This is a genomic window from Amycolatopsis sp. SID8362 (assembly GCF_010550475.1).
GTDB classification, from domain to species: Bacteria; Actinomycetota; Actinomycetes; order Mycobacteriales; family Pseudonocardiaceae; genus Amycolatopsis; species Amycolatopsis eburnea.
In genome coordinates, this window is record NZ_JAAGNB010001508.1 from 1 (window position 1) to 19,164 (window position 19,164).

The following is a 19,164-nucleotide window of genomic DNA, read 5'->3' on the forward strand; positions in this document are numbered from 1 at the left end:
GGCTGCGCCAGGCGGGCCGGGCGCTGGCCGAGCTGGCCGCGGGCGACCGCAGCGTCGCAGCCGCGTTCGCCTTGTCCTACGGCCACCTGGACGCGGCGCAGCAGCGCATGTTCCGGCTGCTGGGCCTGAACCCGGGCCCGGACATCGACGTCCCCGCCGCCGCGGCCCTCGCCGCCGTCTCCCGCTTCGAAGCCGAGCGGCTGCTGGAAAGCCTCGTCGACGACCACCTCCTCCAGCAGCCGGTGACCGGCCGGTTCCGCTTCCACGACCTGGTCCGCCAGCACGCCCGGACCACCGCGCACGCCGACGAGCCCGAACCGGACCGGCGGGCCGCGGTCTGCCGCCTGGTCGGCTTCTACCTGCACACCGGCCACCGCGGCAGCCGCCTGCTCGACCAGCAGCACCCCCCGATCGACGTCGGCGAGCCACCGGAGGGCTGCGTCCCGGCCCCGCTCCCCGACGACGCGGCCGCGATGACCTGGTTCGACGTCAACCACCAGTGCGTCCTGGCGGCCCGGCAGGCGGCCGAAGACGCCGGCTGGGACACGCGCGTCTGGCAGCTGGCGTGGACGCTCGACAATTTCCATTACCGCCGCGGTCACCTGCAGGCCAACATCACGTCGTGGCTGGCGGGCCTGGCCGCGGCGGAACGCCTGGAGGACCTCGCGGTCCAGGCGCGCGCCCACCGCCGTCTCGGCCTGGTGTACGGCCCGTTCGGCCAGGCCGCGGAGGCGTTGCACCACCTGAACCGGTCCTTGACGCTGGCCAAGGAAATCCGCGACACGCTCGGGCAGGCGGGCGTCCACTTCGTCCTGGCGCTGCACTGGACGCACGAGAAAGACGACGAGCGCGCGCTCGGCCACGCGACCAGCGCGCTCGAGCTGTACCGGGGTCTGGCGGACCGGAAGTGGGAGGCCCGCGCGTTCAGCCTGATCGGCGCGTGCCTGAGCCGATTGGGCCGGCACGACGAGGCTCGCGGCCACGCCGAATCCGGACTGGCGCTGTGCCGCGAACGCGCCGACGTCTACGGCGAAGCCGACGCACTCGACAGCCTCGCCACGATCGCGGCGGAGACCGGCCGGCCCGCGGAGGCGCTCGGCCAGTCCCACCAGGCGCTGTCGCTGTGGCGCCACCTGGACAACACGTACCGCCAGGCGGGCACGCTCGCCTCGATGGGCGACGCGCACCACGCCCTGGGCCACACGGTCCCGGCGCGCGAGGCGTGGCAGCAGGCGATCGACCTGTACCGGGCCCGCGGCCTGCACCCGGCGGCGGACGAGGTGGAGAAGCGAGCGGCCAACTCGGGCTGCGCGCCCACGAAACGACGTGAATGACTCATTCACGTCGTCTGGTGCCAGGGCCCCGGCAAAGTCGCGCCGGCGAGCGGGTGACCGGCCGCGGGCTGGCCGCGTGGTCTGCCCGGCGTCGCGGGGATGTCATGAAAGGGTCATTCATGTCGTCTGGTGACATGAATGAGTCATTCACGTCGTCGCGCGCCGAGCCACCGACCCCGCCGCCGCCCCGATCGGCCCAAGATTCGCCGTTTCCTCGTATCACGGCGGCACGCCTCTTACTCTCAGTGGTGTGGACGGCATCGACAGTCTCCGGCACGCCATCGAAACGATCCCCATCCCCGGCGCCCCGCCCCGGCTGTCGCGGCAGGGGGCCGCCGTCGGGCTCGCGCTGCTCGACACCTCCCTGCGGCTCAACCACGTGCGGCGGCTGACCGAGCGGCTGACCGTCGTCGAGCACGGGACCGCGCGGCGCAGCACCGAAGTCGACGTCAGCCTCAAGCTCCTCGACGAAGGACAACGCCAGGCCACCGCGCAGCTGCAGGACCTCATCGGCCAGGAACACGGTGGGCGCGCCGCCGAGCGGCCGGCGCGGCAGCGGTCGCTCTGGGTGCCGCTGGCGCGGCTGCCGCGGCGGGACGTCTCGCCCGTCGACGTCTTCGACAGCTCGGGCCAGAAGCTGCCGCGGCTCACGCAGCACGAGGCGTCGCGGCTGGTCGCCGCCGGGCTCTACCGGTTGCTGCGCGGCATCCTCGGCAGCGACGAGAACGCGCAGACCGCCAAGCACGAGCTGAACACCTTCCTCTTCCAGGTGCACGAACCGCGCTGGCTGATCCAGCAGGCGCTGCTCACGCTGCTCACCGAGCGGAACCACCCGGAGCAGGAGTTCGCGCTGGCGCCGTCCGGCGGCACCGTGCCCGGGTACGGGCGGCAGTGCCGGGAGCTGGCGCTGGGCATCCTCGACGGCTGTGCGGAGCTGCTGGTCGAGTACGCGTACCTGCTGAACGTCGCCGTCCGGGACTACATGCTCGTGGTGGCCCTCGACGACTCCGTGGAGGAACACCGGCTCAGCTACGAAACCCCGCTGCACGTCGACGCGCGGCAGCCCCTCGTCAAGGAGCAGTGGCGCCGGCTGGCCGCGAGCCGGCGCGGGTACGTCGTGAGCTACCAGACCATGATCCCGGCGACGCTGAAGTCCTACCACCTGGTGGCCAGGACCGCGCCGGAAGCCGAGATCTCGCGGATGTACCTGTCCACCGACGCCGATCAGCACCAGGTCGAAGGCCTCGCCGAAGACCTCGGGTCGCTCGCCGAACGGCAGGACGCCGCCCCGCTGCAGGAAGCCGACGGGGCCCGGCACAAGATCCTCGAGCTGCAGGCGCAGACCGTGCTGCGGCGGCTCGCGGACCTGCTGCGCCGCCGCAAGTGGGAGGCCGGCCAGTCCGGCGTCGAGCTCTCCCCGCGCAGCCTCCCCGCGTGCCACCGGCTCGCCGCCGCGGCCACCACCGGCGAGGCGGTCCGGACGGGGACCAACGAGCTGGACAACTCGCTGCGGCGGCACCCGGAGTTCACCGCCGCGAACCTGCGCGAGGCCGCGCGCGAGCTGACCGATCGCGAGTTCGGCCAGGACCTCGTGCTGGTCAACGGCATCGCCGACAACGAGGCGCGCGCGTACTGGCGCCGCTCCGGCGGCCGCGACACCCGTGGCGACCACGTCCGCGTGCGCGCGACGCTCGTGCTCCGCGACTCGACGAAGTCCGGCCCGCTCAACGTGACGTTCTACGCGCTCGCCGTCGCGACGGTGTCGTTCGTGCTCGGGTGGCTGCTCGTCGGCAGCCCGTGGCCGTACGGCCGGGAGGCGACCAAGGCGCTCGGGCACGTCGGTGACGGCCAGTCCGTGATCACCCTGTTGCTGCTGTTGCCGGGTTTCCTCTACAGCCGCCTGTCGCTGCCGCCGCGCCGGACCGTGCTCGGCTACCTCGGGACGCTGCCGCAGGCGCTCGTCCAGCTGAGCATCGCGGCCATCGCCGCGTTCGCCGCGACCGTCGCGACGCAGAGCCGCGGCGAAGTCGTGCAGGTGGCGCTGACGGTCGCGGTCGGGCTGCCGGTGCTCGCCGCGCTCGTGCTGTTCGGGCAGGCGTCGTGGCGCGAATCGGCGATCCCGCTGTCGCGCATCGGGGCGCCGCGGTGGGCGGGCGCCGGCGCGTGGGACCGCCGCCGGCCACTGGAAGCCGACGTCCGGTTCGACTCTTCGGGGGGATGGTGAAGATGCGCGGCCAACGGGTCTCCGTGCGCAACGTCGCCGATCTGGCGCGCGCGGGTTTCGAAATCGCGCGGCAGCCGCTGACCAAAGTGGACTTCGAGGTGCACCACGCGATGGCCCGCCACGGCTACCTGCGCGACCTGGTGACCGCGAACGCCGACGACGCGATCTTCCTGGAAACGCTGTGCTCGGCCACGAACGGCGCGGGCGTCGTGATCGGCACCCGCACCCGCAAGCCGCTGGACGGCACGGAGATCGTCGAGCACGTCGACGGCAGGCAGCCGGCGGAACGCCCGGAGCAGAACGACGGCGGCTGGGTCTTCCACCAGACGACGTCGCCGAACCCGACGTTCATCTACGAGTCCGAGCAGACCTTCGAGGGCCTGATCTCGATCGACCCGGCGGCCCGCGAAGTCTGCGAGTGGCACGGCCTCGCCGTCCGCGACCTGGTGCGGGAGATTTCCGACGCCGCGGCCGCGTTCATCGACGCGCCGCTGCTGTCGCTGCAGTGCCCGGCGCAGCTGCCGCTGGTCGTGAAGACCCGCAACCACGACCTGCGCACCCGCAAGGAGGTCGCGTCGCCGTGCGCGTCGCTGGCGGTCCGGTTCGCGATCGCGCTGCGGGACGTGTCCGCGGCGGCGCGGTTCGAGCTGGCCGACCGGTTCCGCGAGCTGTGCGAGAAGCACGGCTACAGCTTCTGGCTCGCCGACACGCGGCCGGGGCACCGGCAGGGCAACTGGTTCGAGGTCTACCACGCCGACGGCGGGTTTTCCCCGCTGTACAAGGGCGACCTGCGCTCCCGCCAGCGCATCGGCAGCTGCCTCCCGGTGACCTTCGTCGGCCCGGCCCGCGTCGGCTCGACGCATGCGATCGTCTCGTTCCTGCAGCGCTACCCGCAGGTGGGCGTGGTCGGCTGCGCCGGCACGACGCTGTCCGACGTGGCGTTCGTCCACCTCCAGCTGTCGGTCCACGGCGTGGCCGCGGACCGACTGAACCGCATCCTGACCAAGCTGCTCGGCGAGGCGTCGACCCCGGCCCGCCCGCAGAAGCTGCTGCGCGAGCTGTTCAAGCGCCTCGGCCTGCCCCCGGACCCGGAGGACCCACCGGCGACGCCGACCGACCCGACGGCCGACTACCAGACCTTCGCCGGCCCCGCGTTCGCCTACCGGCCGTTCCAGATGCCGGACTGCCTGGCGGTGTGGGTGTCGTGGGAGATCGCCCGCCAGCACCAGGGCCTGGCGGCGCCGCTGGACTGCCTGTACCGCGCCCTGAGCCAGGTCGCGTCGGCGGGCGACCTGGCCACGGTGGAGTACCTCATCTGCCGCGCGACCGAGCAGTCGGTGATCCGCGGGAAGGCGAAGCTGGCGGTGCCGAAGTCGGTCCTGCGCCAGTTCGCTTCCGGCGGCGTCGAGCTGCCGGCGTCGAAGCTGTGCGCGATGGTGGAGGAGGCGTGGAAGGCCCAGGTGGACCGCTCCGGGGTCGACGGGGTCAGCGAACTGACGGTCGCGTGGCGCGAGTCCTGGCTCGGCCACTGGACGTACTCGTGATGCGCTCGTCGGGCGCTACCGCACCACGGCGAAGGAGACGACGATCCCGAGGCCGACCAGGAGCAGCGGGATGACGACCAAGGCCCAGGTCAGCAGCCGCTTCAGCTTGTAGACGGCGACCAAGGTCTCGTACTTCAGCTGCAAGTCGGCCTCGTCGACGTCCTCGGCCTCGAGGATCCGGGCCACCACCTGCTCCATTTCGGTGCCGGCCCGGACCTCGTGCGCGGTCATGATGCCGAACTGCGCGAGTGTTTCAGCCATGGCGGTGACCTCCTGCTTTCCGCTGCTACTCGCAGGTCGTCGCGGGCGGCACCGCCGTTACTCTCAACCGCCTACAGGTGCTTCTTCACATCCGGCTTGGCCTTCTTCTTCACGTCCGGCTTCGCGGTGGTCGCCGGGGTGCCGCCGATGTCGGACTCGATCGCCGCCGTCACGATGCGGTTGCGGTCGCCCGTGGAGAGCACCTCGTTGGTCACCAGTTCCTGGGTCACCGCCTTGACGTGCTTCACGAAGGCGTCGTGCGAGGCGTACTCCGCGTTCTCGTCGATGACGTCGTTGATCGTGCACCCGTTGCCGATGTCGGTGTTCTCCACCTGGCTGTCGACGCCGCCGATCACCACCGTGTCGCGGGTGTCGGAGTTCGGGCACGCGTCCGGTGGGGGCGCCGCCGCGACCACCGTGAACGAGCCGGACACCTCCGCCGAGACGTTCCCGGCGACGTCCGTGGCCCGCGCACGCACCGTGTGCGCGCCCAGCGCGGGCACGGCCACCGGGGCCGCATACCGCGTCCACGCGCCACTGTCCAGTTTGTACTCCACGACGTCCACACCGGACTCCGCGTCGGAGGAAAGCACCGTGACGGTCGCCGAACCCACGTAGTTCCAGCTCCCGTCCTGCTTCCCGGTCACCTGCAGCGCAACCGAAGGCGCGGTGGTGTCCCCGCCGGCGACCACGGTGAACGCCACCGAACCCTCCGCTGACGCATTGCCGGCGACGTCACGCGCACGGTAACCCACCGTGTGCGCCCCCACGGCCGTCACCGCGACCGGGGCGGCGTAGGCGGTCCACGCGCCACCGTCCACTTTGTACTCGACCGTGGCGACGCCGGACCCGGTGTCCGAAGCCGTCACCGTGACCGTCGCCTTGCCGACGTAGCTGCCGTCCGCGTCCTGCGTCCCGGCCACCGCGGCCGTGATGACCGGTGCCGTCGTGTCCCGCTTGACCACCGTGAAGCTCGACATGCCTTCCGGTGACGTGTTCCCGGCGGCGTCCGTCGCCCGGAAGTGGACCATGTGCGCACCGGCACCCGTCACCGCGACCGGTGCCGAATAGCGCGTCCAAGCGCCGCCGTCCAGCTGGTACTCCACCGAAGCGACCGTGGAGTCGGCGTCGGTCGCCGTCAAGGTCACCGTGGCCACGTCGAGGTAGTTGCCCGAGGGATCCTTGTCCCCGGAAAGGGAAGCAGTGACCGTGGGTGGCGTCGTGTCGCCCTGCCCCTCGACGATCGTGAAGTGCTCCATCCCCTCTTCGGACGTGTTCCCGGCGACGTCGGTCGCGCGGTAGTTCAGCATGTGCATGCCCACCGCGGACACCACCACCGGCGCCGAGTACGCGGTCCACGTGCCGCCGTCGAGCTGGTACTCGACCGAGGCCACGCCGGAGCCCGCGTCGGTCGCGGTCAGCGAAACCGTCGCCGACTCGATGTAGTTGCCGGACGGGTCGCGATCACCCGCCACCGCGGCGGTCACCACCGGCGGCGTCGTGTCGCCGGTGCCGTCGGAGACGACGAACTCCCCCACCATCGAAGTGTGGCCGGGGATCGTGCAGAAGTACCGGTACTTGCCCGGCGTGAGCGTCACCGTCGCCTCGTGCCGGCCGTTCTGCGGGTCGAACGGGTTGGCCAGGATGTTGAGGGTGACGTCGTGGTTGTAGCCCGGCGTCGAGGTGTCGAACGTCAGCGTGTGCGACATCCCGGTGGTGTTGCCGGTGGCTTCGCTGTTCTCGAAGACGATGGTGGTCTCGCCGGGCAGCGCGCCGGTGGGCGCGGACGCGTATTCGGTGGTGCTGTTGTTCCCGGTCCAGGTCAGCGTCTGGACCGGCGCCGCCACCGCGGGGGTGGCCAGCCCGAGCAGGGCGAGAAAAGCCGTCAGCAGCACGGCGATCAGTCGTGGGGACATCGCGGGAGAACCTTCCTGGGATGGGAGGGATGGGGGCCGGGCGCGTGCCCGGCCCCCATCGCGCTACAGCTGCCGCACCCGGATGTTGCGGAACTCGATCAGGTCGTTGTCGCTGTGGTTCTGCAGCCCGATGAACCCGCTGACGAACTGCCGCAGGTCGGTCGGCGGGTCACCCGCGCGCGACGACTGCTGGCCCGGCGTGTTGTCGAACTCGTTGATCACCACGCCGTTGCGGATCATCGTGTAGTGCTGCCCGACGACCTTGATCTCGTACTCGTTCCACGTGCCCTTCGGCCGGGCGCCCGCCTGGTCGAGCGGGCGCGGGTCGAAGTTGTAGACCGACCCGGTCTTCTGCGGCTCACCGGTGTCGCCGTCGTAGATCTGGATCTCGTGGCCGCAGTAGATGGCCACCCACGCCTGCGACGTCCGCGCCGAGCCGACCGTCCCGCAGCTGCCCGGTGGCCGCTGGTCCAGCGGCGTCCGCGGGTCCGGGAACCGGACGAACAGCCCGCTGTTGGCCCGGAACCCCTCCGGTGCGATGTCCTTGAACTGGACCTTCACCGAGAAGTCGCCGAACTGCCGCTGGGCGTACCACAGCATGCCCAGCCCGCCCGCCGAGCGGATCGACCCGTCGGGTTGCAACGTGAACTGTCCCGAAGGTGCCTGCTCCCAGGCGCGCAGCGACGCCGCCGTGCCGTCGAACAGCGCCTCGTAGCCGGTCGTGCCCGGCTTCCCGATCGGCGACGCCTCGGCCGCCGCGTTCAGCTCGGCCACCTCGGCGGCGTTCAGCACCCCGAGGTCGGACAGCGTCTGCGTGGCCTGGTCGACGTGGTTGACGAACGCCGCGTGCGTCGTCCACACGCCCTCGTCGTCGATGAAGTCGTCCACCGTGCAGCCGCCGCCGGCGTTGCGGTTGACCACCTTCGTGATGCTGTCGCCCAACGTCACCACCGGGCTCGGATCGGCCACCACGCAGCCGACGTTCACCGAGGTCCGGGTCGTCACCGCCTCGCCGTTCGCGTAGGTCACGGTCAGCTTGGCGGTGAACAGGCCGGTGCGCGGGTAGGTGTGCCGCGGGTCGGCCTGGGTGGACACCGAGCCGTCGCCGAACTCCCAGCGGTAGGACACGCCGCCGGACTTCGAGCCGGTGAACGCCGCCGTCAGCGCCTTGTTCTGCACCATCGTCGACGTCGCCGCGGGCGCCGGGGTCGCCGCGCCGCCCGTGTAGCTGATCTTCAGCAGCTTCTGGTTGGCGTCCAGCGAGAAGAACCCGTTGCCGTAGTCCAGGACGTACAGCGCGCCGTCCGGCCCGAACTTGGCGTCCATCCAGCTCTGCACCCGGGTGTCCCCCGAGCCGCCCGGGATGATCTGCCGGAACGTCTCGGCGAACACCGGCGGCTGGTGCGTCGGCACGCCCGCCGGGTCGACGGTCACCGCGACGCGGTTCTGCGCGTTGGACTCGTCGCCGATGAACCACTTGTTGTCCCAGTACGCCGGCCACGCGACGCCGCTGTTCGTGTTGACGAGCGAGCGGTGGTACGTCGGCCCGGACATGACCGCCTGGCCGCCGCCGCGCAGGTACGGCTGGGTGTAGGTGGCGTCCGCCGCGACGTACGTCGGGATGGAGCTGCCCGGCCGCTTCGGGAAGACCGGGCCGCCGCCGTCCGGCGAGTACCAGATCATGTTGTCCTTGATCGGCGGCAGGTTCACCAGGCCGGTGTTGCGCGGCGAGGTGTTGACCGGGTTGTCGCAGTCGTACCAGCCGGTCAGCTCGGCCGCGTTGGTGCTGCTGCGGTCGCGGTAGGGCTGCCGGTTGCCCATGCAGTACGGCCAGCCGTGGTTACCGGCTTCGGTGATGATCGTCGCCGTCTCGTACTTCGCCGGGCCCAGTTCGGGGCTCGGCGACGACGCGTCCGGACCGACCCAGCCCGCGGTCATCCAGTTGTGCACCGGGTCGATCTGCAGCCGCGAAATGTTGCGGACGCCCATCACGTAGATCTCCGGGCGGGTCTTGTCCGCCGGCCCGTTCGGGAACAGGTTCCCCTGGGGGATCGTGTAGGTGCCGTTGGGCTCCGGGTGGATGCGCAGGATCTTGCCGCCCAGGTCGTTCGTGTTGCCCGCGGTGCGGCGCGCGTCCTGGAAGGAAAGGCCCTTGTAGTCCAACGTCCAGTTGTTGCCGGAGTAGCCGTTCGAGCCGCCCGAGGAGTTGTTGTCCCCGGACCCGATGTAGAGGTTGCCGTCCTTGTCGAAGGCCATGCCGCCGCCGGCGTGGCAGCAGCTGTGGATCTGCACGTCCCAGGACAGCAGGTCCTTGCGGGTGGCCTGGTCGATCGTCTGCTTCGCCAGGTCGTAGGTGAAGCGGGAGATCGTGCGCTTGCCGATGCGCTTGTCGCGGTCGATCGACTCGTGCGGCATCCAGTAGGCGTAGAACCAGCCGTTCTCGGTGAACTTCGGGTCCAGCGTGATGCCGAGCAGGCCCTCTTCGTTCTTGACCAGCTCGTCGCCGCTGCCCCGGTTGCCCATCACGCGCAACGTCGTGAGCAGCTTGGGCTTCTTGGTGACCGGGTCCCACTGGTGGATCGTGCCGCAGCCGAGGCCGACGTTCGGGTCGTCCCAGCTGACGACCGGGCCGGTCGGGCAGGCCGCCTTGCCGATGTAGAACACCTTGCCGTCCGGCGCGATCGTGAGCCCGTGCGGCTCGCCGATCTGGTCGAGCTGCCCGGCCGCGTTCTTGCCGGTCAGCCGCTCGACCTTGTATTTCGCCGCGATCCCGGCCTGGCAGTCGCCGCGCACCATGCCGGTCGTCCAGCGCAGCGCGCCGAGCAGGTGGTTCCGGAACTGGTCCTCGCCGTATGAGCCTTCGGTACGGCCCATGCCGGTGTAGAAGGAGCGGCCGCCGTCGTAGTCGCGGCACCACGAGATCGGGTGGAACGCGCCGTTCGCGCCGACCCCGGGGTTGTAGCCCTTCTCCTCGACCTGCGCGACCGTGTGGACGGTGCCGACCGGGTTGGTCTCCCAGTTGAGCCACCGGTCGGTGCGCGTCCAGTTCTGCGGCAGCCCGGCGGTGGCCGGGTGCTGCGCGTCGAGGACGTCGACGACCGCCTGCTGCGGCGCCGGTTCGGGCGGCGGCGGGGTCGTCGAGGTGTCCTTGAACAGCTTGAGGTCGGCGAGCTGGATGAGCGGCTCACCCGAGTTCGCGGTGATGTTCAGCCGGTAGTTCGGGTACACCGTCGTGTTGGCGAAGGTGAAGGTCCGGGTCTGGAACCGTTCCTGGAACACCTCGTTGGTGCGCGTGTCCAGGTCGACCCAGGTGCTCCCGTCGGCCGAACCCTGCAGGGTCCAGTTCTTCGGGTCGCGGCCGGGGAAGTCGTTGGCCGACACCAGGGAGTAGCTGCTGACCGCGACCGGCGTCGCCATCTTGTACGCCGCCCAGCCGGTGGTGGCGAACGTCAGCCACTTGGTGTTCTCGTTGTTGTCGGCCAGCTTCTCCTTGGTCTCGTTGGGCGGGTTCTCCGCGCTCGCGGTCACCGACGCCACCGCTTCGGGCGTCGGGCGGGCCCCGACCGGACGTGCGCCGATCAGGCCGGTGAACCACTGGGACGAGTCCTGCGCGCGGGCCGCGTCGGAGATCCCCAGGAACCCGCCGCCCGCCTTCATGTACGCCTGCAGCGCGCCTTCCTGGTCACGGCTGAGCGTGACACCCTGCGCGGACAGGTACACGACACCGCGGAACCGGGCCAGGTTCGCGGTGCTGAACACGGCGGGGTCCGAGGACGCCGTCACCGTGATGCCGTTGTCCGTGCCCAGCCGCGCGATCGCGTCCGCCGCGCGCAGCACGGGGTCCTTCTGGTCCGCCGCCGCGCCGTGGAAGACCAGCACGTTGACGGGCACGTTCACCGCGGCGGTCGCGGCCTGCGCCACCGGCATCGTGATCAGCGGGGCCCCGGCCGCCAGGACCGAGCCGATGGCGAGCACGAGCGCCCCGCGCCTTCCGAACCACCGTTTTCTCATAGCTCCCGTCCTCATGCGTGCGTCCGTCCATCGGGGCTCATGTCGTGCCCGGCATGGTCATGCAGCTTGAACCGGTCGATCGCTTCCTGCGCTCCCTCGGGCAGGCTGCCGTCGGCGTTGCGGACCAGGAACAGGCCCACCATCCCGCCGTCGGAATGGGTCTGGACGTGGCAGTGGTACATCCACGCCCCCGGCCCGACGCCCTCGCCGGCGATCACCTGGAAACCGAAGGAACTGCCCGGGTCGAGGTTCTTGTTGTCGACGATGGCAGCGTTGTCATCGGCGCTGCTGAGCATCCCGGTGCGGGTGTCGGCCCAGCGGTGGGCGTGCAGGTGGAACGTGTGCGGCAGGCTCCCGTACCCGACGCACACCCACTCGACGCGCTCGCCGAGCCGCGCCTCGAGGATCGGCGTGTCGGGCGCCATCTTGTGGTTGATCATCATCTCGTTGAACACGACCGTGTACTGCTTGCTCGGGAGCAGGTCGCCGCGCTTGCGCACGATCAGACCGCCGTAGAGCCCGCGCGCGAGCCCGCCGGTGCCGTGGTCGGTGCCCATCGCGTGGTCGTGGTAGTGCCAGTAGCCGGCGTTGCCCGGCATCCAGAAGCCGCTGCCCGTGTCGTAGCGGGTGCGCGTCTTCCAGGTGTAGGTCCGCGTCTCGTACGGCTTGTTGAACGACGCGTTGAGCGGGGCGCCGTCGGAGCCGGTGTCGTAGTTGACGCCGTGCGGGTGGATCGACAGCCGCTGGTCGGTCCGGTTGACCAGTTCGATCTCGAGGGTGTCGCCCTCGTAGATCTCCAGCAGCGGCCCGGGGATGGTGGCCTTGCCCGGCTCGAGGCCGTAGCCGTACAGGCCGCCGGGCAGGGCTTCGGCGTAGATGGTGATCTGGCGGGTCAGGCCCGCCGCGTAGGCCGAATCGGCCATCCCGACCGCGGGCGCGAGGACGCCCGCGGCGGTTCCGGCCAGCATCGACCGACGTGACACTCGCATGTGGATTCCCCCGGGGTCAGAAGCGCACGGTGCGGAGGTACTCGAACCCGACCTTCGCGGTGTTCAGCGGATCGGCCGGCTGGTCGTGCTCGACGATGTACTCGGCGATGTTGTGGCAGGACGCGGCGAAGATGCGCGGGAAGTTGATGACACCCGCGCCGGGGTCGACCATCTGGCCGTCCGCGGTCCGGTCCTTGACGTGGTACTGCGTGACGCGCGGGTAGTTGCGGCGGAACAGCTCGACCGGGTCCGCGCCGCCGTTCACCGCCCAGAACAGGTCGATTTCCAGGTGCACGAGCCGCTTGTCCGTCTTCGCGGTGAGCACGTCGTAGGGCACGACGCCGCCGATCGGGGCGAACTCGTGGTCGTGGTTGTGGTAGCCGAGGTTCAGCCCGGCCTTCTTGAACGCCACCGCCGCGGTGTTCATCCGGCCCGCGAAGGCCTCCCACTCGGCGATCGTGCCGAAATTCGCGTACGGCACGACGGCAGAGGTGTTGCCCAGGATCTTCGCGTCGGCGATGGTCTGGTTCAGGTCGCCGTCGATGCCGACGTGCGTCGACGACGCCGTGAGGTGGCACCGGTCGAGGATGGCGCGGAACTCGGTGGCGCTGCGGCCGTACGTCCCGGCCAGCTCGACCTTCCGGTAGCCGATGTCGGCCAGCGCGGACAGCGTGCCTTCCGGGTCGTTCTGCAGCAGCGACCGCAGGGAGTAGAGCTGGATGCTGATCCGGTCGAGTGGGACCCGGCGCCGCGCTGGGGAGGCGTCCGCGGTGCCGGGTAGCGCGATGGCCGCGGCCCCCACCGTGAGGGCCGCCGTCGCCACGTTCAGGAACGTTCGTCGGGAGTGCTGCTCTGGCCGTTCACCGCACATGGAACTCCCTCATCTCTGGTTGCTGAAAGCCGCGTCGAAAGCCGCCGACGGCTGGTCGAACAGGTGCTCGCGCAGGTACTTCACCGCCTCCGCCGCGCCTCGGAGCCGGTCCATCCCGGCGTCTTCCCACTCCACCGAGATCGGGCCGCGGTAGCCGATCGAGTTCAGCGCCCGGAAGCAGTCCTCCCACGGGACGTCGCCGTGGCCGACGGATACGAAGTCCCAGCCGCGACGAGGATCCGCCCAGGCCAGGTGCGACCCGAGCCGCCCGTTGCGGCCGTCGAAGCGCTTGCGGGTGTCCTTGCAGTCGACGTGGTAGATCCGGTCGGCGAAGTCGAGGATGAACCCGACCGGGTCGAGGTCCTGCCACACGAAGTGCGACGGGTCCCAGTTCAGCCCGAACGCCGGCCGGTGGTCCACGGCTTCGAGCGCGCGCTTGGTCGTCCAGTAGTCGTACGCGATCTCCGACGGGTGGACTTCGTGCGCGAACCGGACACCGACCTCGTCGAAGACGTCCAGGATCGGGTTCCACCGCCGGGCGAAGTCCGCGTAACCGTCATCGATGTCATCGCGCGTGACCGGCGGAAACATCGCCACGTACTTCCAGATCTTCGACCCCGTGAAGCCGATGACAGTGTCCACGCCGAGCTTCGCCGCCGCCCTCGCCGTGTCCGCCATTTCGGCGGCCGCCCGCTGCCGGACGCCCTCCGGTTCGCCGTCGCCCCAGATGCGGGACGGCAGGATCGCGCGGTGCCGGGCGTCGATCGGGTCGTCGCAGACGGCCTGCCCGACGAGGTGGTTCGAGATCGCCCACACCTTGAGCCCGTGCTCGGCCAGCAGCGCCAGCCTCGCGGGGACGTAGTCCTCTTCGGACAGTGCGCGGTCGACCTCGAAGTGGTCGCCCGAGCAAGCGATTTCCAGGCCGTCGTAACCCCAGTCGGCGGCCAGCTTGCAGACCTCGGTGAACGGCAGGTCGGCCCACTGGCCGGTGAACAAAGTGACAGGACGGCTCATTTCCCCTCCTCCACGGCGGTCCAGGTGGCTTCCGTGGCCGCGCTTTGCCAGACGGCGTGCAGTACCCGCTGGACGCGCAGGCCGTCGTCGAAGCTCGGCGCCGGGTCGGTGCCCGCGCCGATGGCGTCCAGGAGGTCGGCGACCTCGTGCGTGAACGTGTGCTCGTAGCCGAGCAGGTGCCCCGGCGGCCACCACGCGCCGACGTACGGGTGCTGCGGCTCGGTGACGAGGATGCGGCGGAACCCGGCTTCGGTCCCGGTGCCCTCGTACCACTGCAGCTCGTTCATCGACTCGAAGTCGAACGCCAGGCTCGCCTTCGACCCGTTGACCTCCAGCCGCATGGCGTTCTTGCGGCCCAGCGCGAACCGGGTCGCCTCGAAGGTCGCCACCGCTCCCCCGGCCAGCCGGGCCAGGAACAACGCGGTGTCGTCGACCGTCACCTCGTCCGTGCCGCCGTTCTCCGCCGGCCGCTGCTTCACGAAGGTGTTCGTCAGGGCCGAGACACCGGTGATCACGTCGCCGGTGACGAACTGGGCGGCGTCGATGATGTGCGCCCCCAGATCGCCCAGCGCGCCCGAGCCGGCACTTTCGCGCCGGAGCCGCCAGGTCATCGGCGCCTGCGGGTCTGACAGCCAGTCCTGCAGGTACACCGACCGCACGTGCCGGATCTCGCCGAGTGCCCCACTCGCGACCAGGTTCCTGGCGTGCGCGAGCGCGGGCACCCGGCGGTAGTTGAACGCGACCATGGCCCGCACCCCGCGCTCACGGGCCCGCCGCGCCGCCTCGGCCATCGCCTCGGCCTCCGCCACCGAGTTGGCCAGCGGCTTCTCGCACAGCACATGCTTCCCGGCCTCCAGCGCGGCGATCGCGATCTCCGCGTGGCTGTCCCCCGGCGTGCAGACATCGACCAGGCCGACGTCGTCCCGCGCGACGAGCTTCCGCCAGTCGGTCTCGACGTCCTCCCACCCGAACTTCTCCGCGGCCGCCCTGGCCCGGGTTTCGTCGCGGCCGCCGAGCACGGCGAGCCTCGGCACCAGCGGCGGGTCGAAGAACCGGTGCACGCTGCGCCAGGCGTGCGAATGCACCGCACCCATGAACGCGTGCCCGACCATGCCGATCCCGATGGTTTCCCGGCTCATGCCCCTCCTTGTGTTCTGGCGAAAAGTCCGGTCAGGAGTCGAAGCCGACGTCGAGGTACTGGTCGACGTTCTCCTTCGTCACGACCGCCGAATACGTCGTGATCTCGGCCGGGATGTCGTGCTCGGCCAGGTCGCCGATCCCCTTGCCCTGCCCGAGCAAGCGGGCGAGTGCGATCGCCGTCGAGGCCATCGACGGGCTGTAGAGCACGGTCGCCTTGATCGGCGACGCGTCCGCCTTGATCAGGTTCATCATGTTCTTCGAGCCGGCGCCGCCGACCATGATGAACTCCTTGCGGCCCGCGGTGTCGATCGCCGCGTTGACGCCGATGCCCTGGTCGTCGTCGTGGTTCCACAGCGCGTCCAGCTTGGGCGCGCCCTGCAGCAGGTTCGCGGTCTGCTGCTCGCCCGACTCCGACGTGAACTGCGCCGACACCCGCGGGCCGACCTTGAACCCGGCGCGGCCCAGCGCGTCCGAGAAGCCCTTGCTGCGTTCCTGGGTCAGCGGCAGCGAATCGATGCCGGCGACCTCGCCGATGATCGGGTTCGCGACGTTCTTCTTCTTGAGCTCCGCGGCGATGTAGTTGCCCGCGTTGACGCCCATCCGGTAGTTGTCGCCGCCGATCCACGTTCGATAGGCCAGCGGCGTTTCGAAGACGCGGTCGAGGTTGATCACCGGGATGCCCGCGTCCATCGCCTGCTGGCCGGCCGAAGTCAGCGCCTTGCCGTCGAAGGGCAGGATCACCAGCACGTCGACCTTGGCGTTGATCAGCGTCTCCACCTGGGAGATCTGCTGGTTGACGTCGTTGGTGCCCTCGGTGGCGTTGAACTTCACCTCGCTGAACTTCTGCGCCTGCGCCTTGGCGTTCTTGGTGATCGCCGCGATCCAGCCGTGGTCGGCGGCCGGTGCCGAGAAGCCGATCGTGACCGGCTTGCCGGGCTGGGCGTTGTTGCCCGCGTTGGCGACCGGCGCGTTCGACTCCGAGTTCGCGGGTGTGTTCGACGTGCAGCCGGCCAGCAGCGCGCCGGCGCCGACGGCGGCCCCGCCCAGCAGGAATCCCCGGCGGCCGAGGAAGGGTTGTTCGGTCATGACGGCCTCCAAAGGTGTTTCTACGGACCGGTCCTGGCTTTCCTGGCCCGGAACTGCAAGAGCACGGCGAGCACGATGATCACGCCCTTGGCGATGTTCTGGATGTCGGTGTCCAGGTTGTTGAGCGTGAAGATGTTCGACAGCACCGTGAAGATCAGCACGCCGATGAGCGTGCCGATGAGCGAGCCGCGGCCGCCGGTCAGCAGCGTGCCGCCGATGACCACCGCCGCGATCGCGTCGAGCTCGTAGAACATGCCGTTGGTCGACGCGCCCGCCGTCGTCCGCGCGACGACCATCAGCGCGGCGATCCCGCAGCACAGCCCGGCGACGCCGTAGACGAGCGCGAGGTGGCGCTTGACGTTGATGCCGGCCAGCCGCGACGCCTCGGCGTTGCCGCCGACCGCGTACGTCCGCCGCCCGAAGGTCGTCCGGTTGAGCACGACCCAGCCGACCGCGAAGACCAGCGCGAACAACCAGATCAGCGTCGGGATGCCGAGGAAGCTCCCCCGGAAGAAGGCGAGGAAGTCCTGGTCGGCGACGACCTGGGTGCGGCGGCCGCTGATCCGCTCGGCGAGCCCTCGTGCCGAGACGTACATCGCGAGCGTGGCGATGAACGGCACGACCTTGCCGTACGCGACGAGCACGCCGTTGATCAGCCCGCAGCCGAGCCCGACGGCGAGTCCACAAAGGACCATGATCCACGACCCGTACGACTGCGTGGCCAACGTCGTCAGCCAGACGCCGGCCAAGCCGACCATCGAGCCGACGGACAGGTCGATCCCGCCGCTGATGATCACGAACGTCATCCCGACGCTGACCACGCCGATCGCCGCGGCCAGCCGCAGGATCGTCGAGATGTTGCTTTCGGTGAAGAACAGTTCGGGCCGGGTGAACTGGCCGACCAGGCACAGCACGACGAGTACGCCTGCCAGGCCGAGCAGCCGCGGGTCGGCGGAGAAGGCGAACCGCCGCTTCCGTTCGGCGGAAAGCGCTTCCTGTGGCGGTGCTTGCGTTTCGGTCATGCCGCGCTCCCCTCGAGAATCACGTCGAGCACCTCGGCCTCGGTCAGCCCGCCGGAGCGCCGGTCGGCGAGGACCCGGCCCTCGCGCAGCACCAGCACCCGGTCGGACAGCCCGAGCACCTCGGGGATTTCGCTGGACACCAGCACGATCGCGACGCCGGTCGCGGCCAGCTCGTCGATCAGCCGGTACAGCTCGGCGCGGGCGCCGACGTCGACACCGCGCGTGGGTTCGTCGAGCAGCAGCACCTTGCAGCCGCGGACCAGCCACCGGGCGAGCACGGCCTTCTGCTGGTTGCCGCCGGACAGCGTGCGGACGATCCGCCGCGGATCGGCGGGCCGCAGGTCGAGGCGGCGCAGGCTCGCGCCGGCGTCGTCCAGTTCCTTGGCGCGCTCGGTGAAGCCGAGCTTCGCGTAGCGGCCGAGGCTGGCCAGAGTCACGTTGTGCACCACCGGCAGGTCGAGCAGCAGGCCCTGGCTCTTGCGTTCCTCGGGCGCCAGGCCGATCCCGGCCTTGACGGCGGCCAGGACGTTGCCGGTGCTGAGCGGTTTCCCGTGCACGGCGACGGTTCCGCTGTCGGCCTTGCGGGCACCGAAGATCGTCTCGAGCAGTTCGCTGCGGCCGGAGCCCACCAGCCCGGCGATGCCGACGACCTCGCCCGCGTGCACGGTGAAGCTCACGTCCTCGAACTCGCCCTTGCGGGTCAGGTGCGCGACTTCGAGGGCCGTCTCCGGCGTGGCGTGGCCGTCGTGACGCGGGCCGAAGACGGTTTCGACCTTGCGGCCGGCCATCAGCGCGACCAGGTCGGCGGTCGGCGTCTCCCGCGCGTCGAGTCCGGTACCGACGGTCCGGCCGTCCTTGAGCACGGTCACCCGGTGCCCGATCCGGCGCAGTTCCTCCAGGCGGTGGGAGATGTAGACGACCGCGACGCCGTCGGCGGTCAGCTCGCCGACGATGCGGAAGAGGTTGTCGACCTCCTCGCCGGCCAGCGCGGCGGTCGGTTCGTCCATCACGAGCAGGCGGGCGTCGTGGGCGAGAGCGCGGGCCATCGAGACGAGCTGCTGCCCGGCGGCCGAGAGCTTGCCGACCTCGGTGTTCGGGCGGATGTCGGGGTGGCCGAGCCGGGCCATCAGGCGGGCGGCCTCGTCGCGGGCCTGCGAGATGCGCGTGAAGCCGAAGCGGGCGCGTTCGTGGCCGAGGAAGATGTTGTCCGCCACCGAAAGGCCGGGGACGAGGTCCAGTTCCTGGTACATGGTGGCGATGCCGAGGCGCAGGGCGTCGACCGGCGTGCCGAGCGTGACGGGTTCGCCCTGCCAGGAGATCTCGCCGGTGTCGGGCTGGTGCGCGCCGGCGAGAACCTTGATGAGCGTCGACTTGCCCGCGCCGTTCTGGCCGAGCAGGCAGTGCACCTCGCCCGGCTCGACGTCGAGGTCGACGCCGTCGAGCGCGCGGACACCGGGGAAGGTCTTCACGATCCCGCGGACGGACAACAGGCTCATACCGAGGCCTCCTCGACGAGCGTCGGGTTCGCGAACAGCCGCTCGGCGGCCAGGTGCGCGGCGCCTCGCAACGGGGCGCCCAGGCCGAGCCGGGACGGGACGACCCGGGCGTGGCCGAGCGGCCGGGCGGCCAGCTCGACGCGGACCGGTTCCACCAGCCAGTCCCCCAGCTCGGCGAAGTAGCCGCCCAGCACGACGACGTCCGGGTCGAGCACGTCGACCACAGTGGACAGTGCGACACCGAGCGCGACGCCGA

12 protein-coding genes and 2 pseudogenes are annotated in these 19,164 nt (G+C 70.5%); 3 read left to right on the top strand and 11 right to left on the bottom strand.

The features are described from left to right. The 3 genes and pseudogenes from G3I65_RS45890 to G3I65_RS45900 all read left to right on the top strand — a co-directional run. Nucleotides 1-1,334 (top strand): annotated as a pseudogene (locus G3I65_RS45890) (SARP family transcriptional regulator); the annotation flags it as partial. A 250-nt stretch (nucleotides 1,335-1,584) separates the two neighbouring features. Continuing rightward, nucleotides 1,585-3,558 carry a hypothetical protein gene (locus G3I65_RS45895; RefSeq protein ID WP_160701668.1) on the top strand — a complete coding sequence of 658 codons (1,974 nt, stop codon included), beginning with the start codon at nucleotides 1,585-1,587 and terminating at the stop codon, nucleotides 3,556-3,558. A gap of 2 nt (nucleotides 3,559-3,560) precedes the next feature. Then, nucleotides 3,561-5,102 carry a hypothetical protein gene (locus tag G3I65_RS45900; protein WP_203612691.1) on the top strand — a complete coding sequence of 514 codons (1,542 nt, stop codon included), beginning with the start codon at nucleotides 3,561-3,563 and terminating at the stop codon, nucleotides 5,100-5,102. Nucleotides 5,103-5,117: 15 nt separating this feature from the next. Here the strand turns inward: G3I65_RS45900 and G3I65_RS45905 are convergent, their stop codons facing one another. The 11 genes and pseudogenes from G3I65_RS45905 to G3I65_RS45955 all read right to left on the bottom strand — a co-directional run. Then, nucleotides 5,118-5,363 carry a hypothetical protein gene (locus tag G3I65_RS45905; RefSeq protein ID WP_160701669.1) on the bottom strand — a complete coding sequence of 82 codons (246 nt, stop codon included), beginning with the start codon at nucleotides 5,361-5,363 and terminating at the stop codon, nucleotides 5,118-5,120. A 71-nt stretch (nucleotides 5,364-5,434) separates the two neighbouring features. Further along, nucleotides 5,435-7,279: an OmpL47-type beta-barrel domain-containing protein gene (locus G3I65_RS45910; RefSeq protein WP_160701670.1), complete on the bottom strand. Its 1,845-nt coding sequence runs from the start codon at nucleotides 7,277-7,279 to the stop codon at nucleotides 5,435-5,437. A 63-nt stretch (nucleotides 7,280-7,342) separates the two neighbouring features. Further along, nucleotides 7,343-11,290, bottom strand: coding sequence for a ThuA domain-containing protein (locus G3I65_RS45915; protein WP_160701671.1), 3,948 nt, complete (start codon nucleotides 11,288-11,290; stop codon nucleotides 7,343-7,345). 11 nt (nucleotides 11,291-11,301) lie between these two features. Continuing rightward, nucleotides 11,302-12,258, bottom strand: a complete 957-nt coding sequence (locus tag G3I65_RS45920; protein ID WP_203612692.1) for a multicopper oxidase domain-containing protein — start codon at nucleotides 12,256-12,258, stop codon at nucleotides 11,302-11,304. Nucleotides 12,259-12,295: 37 nt separating this feature from the next. Further along, entirely contained in the window at nucleotides 12,296-13,150 is an 855-nt protein-coding gene (locus G3I65_RS45925; protein ID WP_160701673.1) for a TIM barrel protein, read from the bottom strand. 9 nt (nucleotides 13,151-13,159) lie between these two features. Beyond that, entirely contained in the window at nucleotides 13,160-14,164 is a 1,005-nt protein-coding gene (locus tag G3I65_RS45930; RefSeq protein ID WP_160701674.1) for a sugar phosphate isomerase/epimerase, read from the bottom strand. Beyond that, on the bottom strand, nucleotides 14,161-15,303 hold the full coding sequence (locus tag G3I65_RS45935) for a Gfo/Idh/MocA family protein (protein WP_160701675.1): 1,143 nt from the start codon (nucleotides 15,301-15,303) through the stop codon (nucleotides 14,161-14,163). Before G3I65_RS45935 ends, G3I65_RS45930 begins: the two co-directional genes overlap by 4 nt. A 31-nt stretch (nucleotides 15,304-15,334) precedes the next feature. Further along, nucleotides 15,335-16,390: a substrate-binding domain-containing protein gene (locus G3I65_RS45940; RefSeq protein ID WP_163046869.1), complete on the bottom strand. Its 1,056-nt coding sequence runs from the start codon at nucleotides 16,388-16,390 to the stop codon at nucleotides 15,335-15,337. 20 nt (nucleotides 16,391-16,410) lie between these two features. Continuing rightward, a complete protein-coding gene (locus G3I65_RS45945) occupies nucleotides 16,411-17,412 on the bottom strand; it encodes an ABC transporter permease (RefSeq protein ID WP_160701677.1) in 1,002 nt (333 codons plus the stop codon). Then, the gene (locus G3I65_RS45950; RefSeq protein WP_160701678.1) at nucleotides 17,409-18,908 is read right to left on the bottom strand and encodes a sugar ABC transporter ATP-binding protein; all 1,500 of its coding nucleotides are present in this window, start codon (nucleotides 18,906-18,908) and stop codon (nucleotides 17,409-17,411) included. Before G3I65_RS45950 ends, G3I65_RS45945 begins: the two co-directional genes overlap by 4 nt. Further along, nucleotides 18,905-19,164 (bottom strand): annotated as a pseudogene (locus tag G3I65_RS45955) (ROK family transcriptional regulator); the annotation flags it as partial. The pseudogene G3I65_RS45955 and the gene G3I65_RS45950, both read right to left, overlap by 4 nt.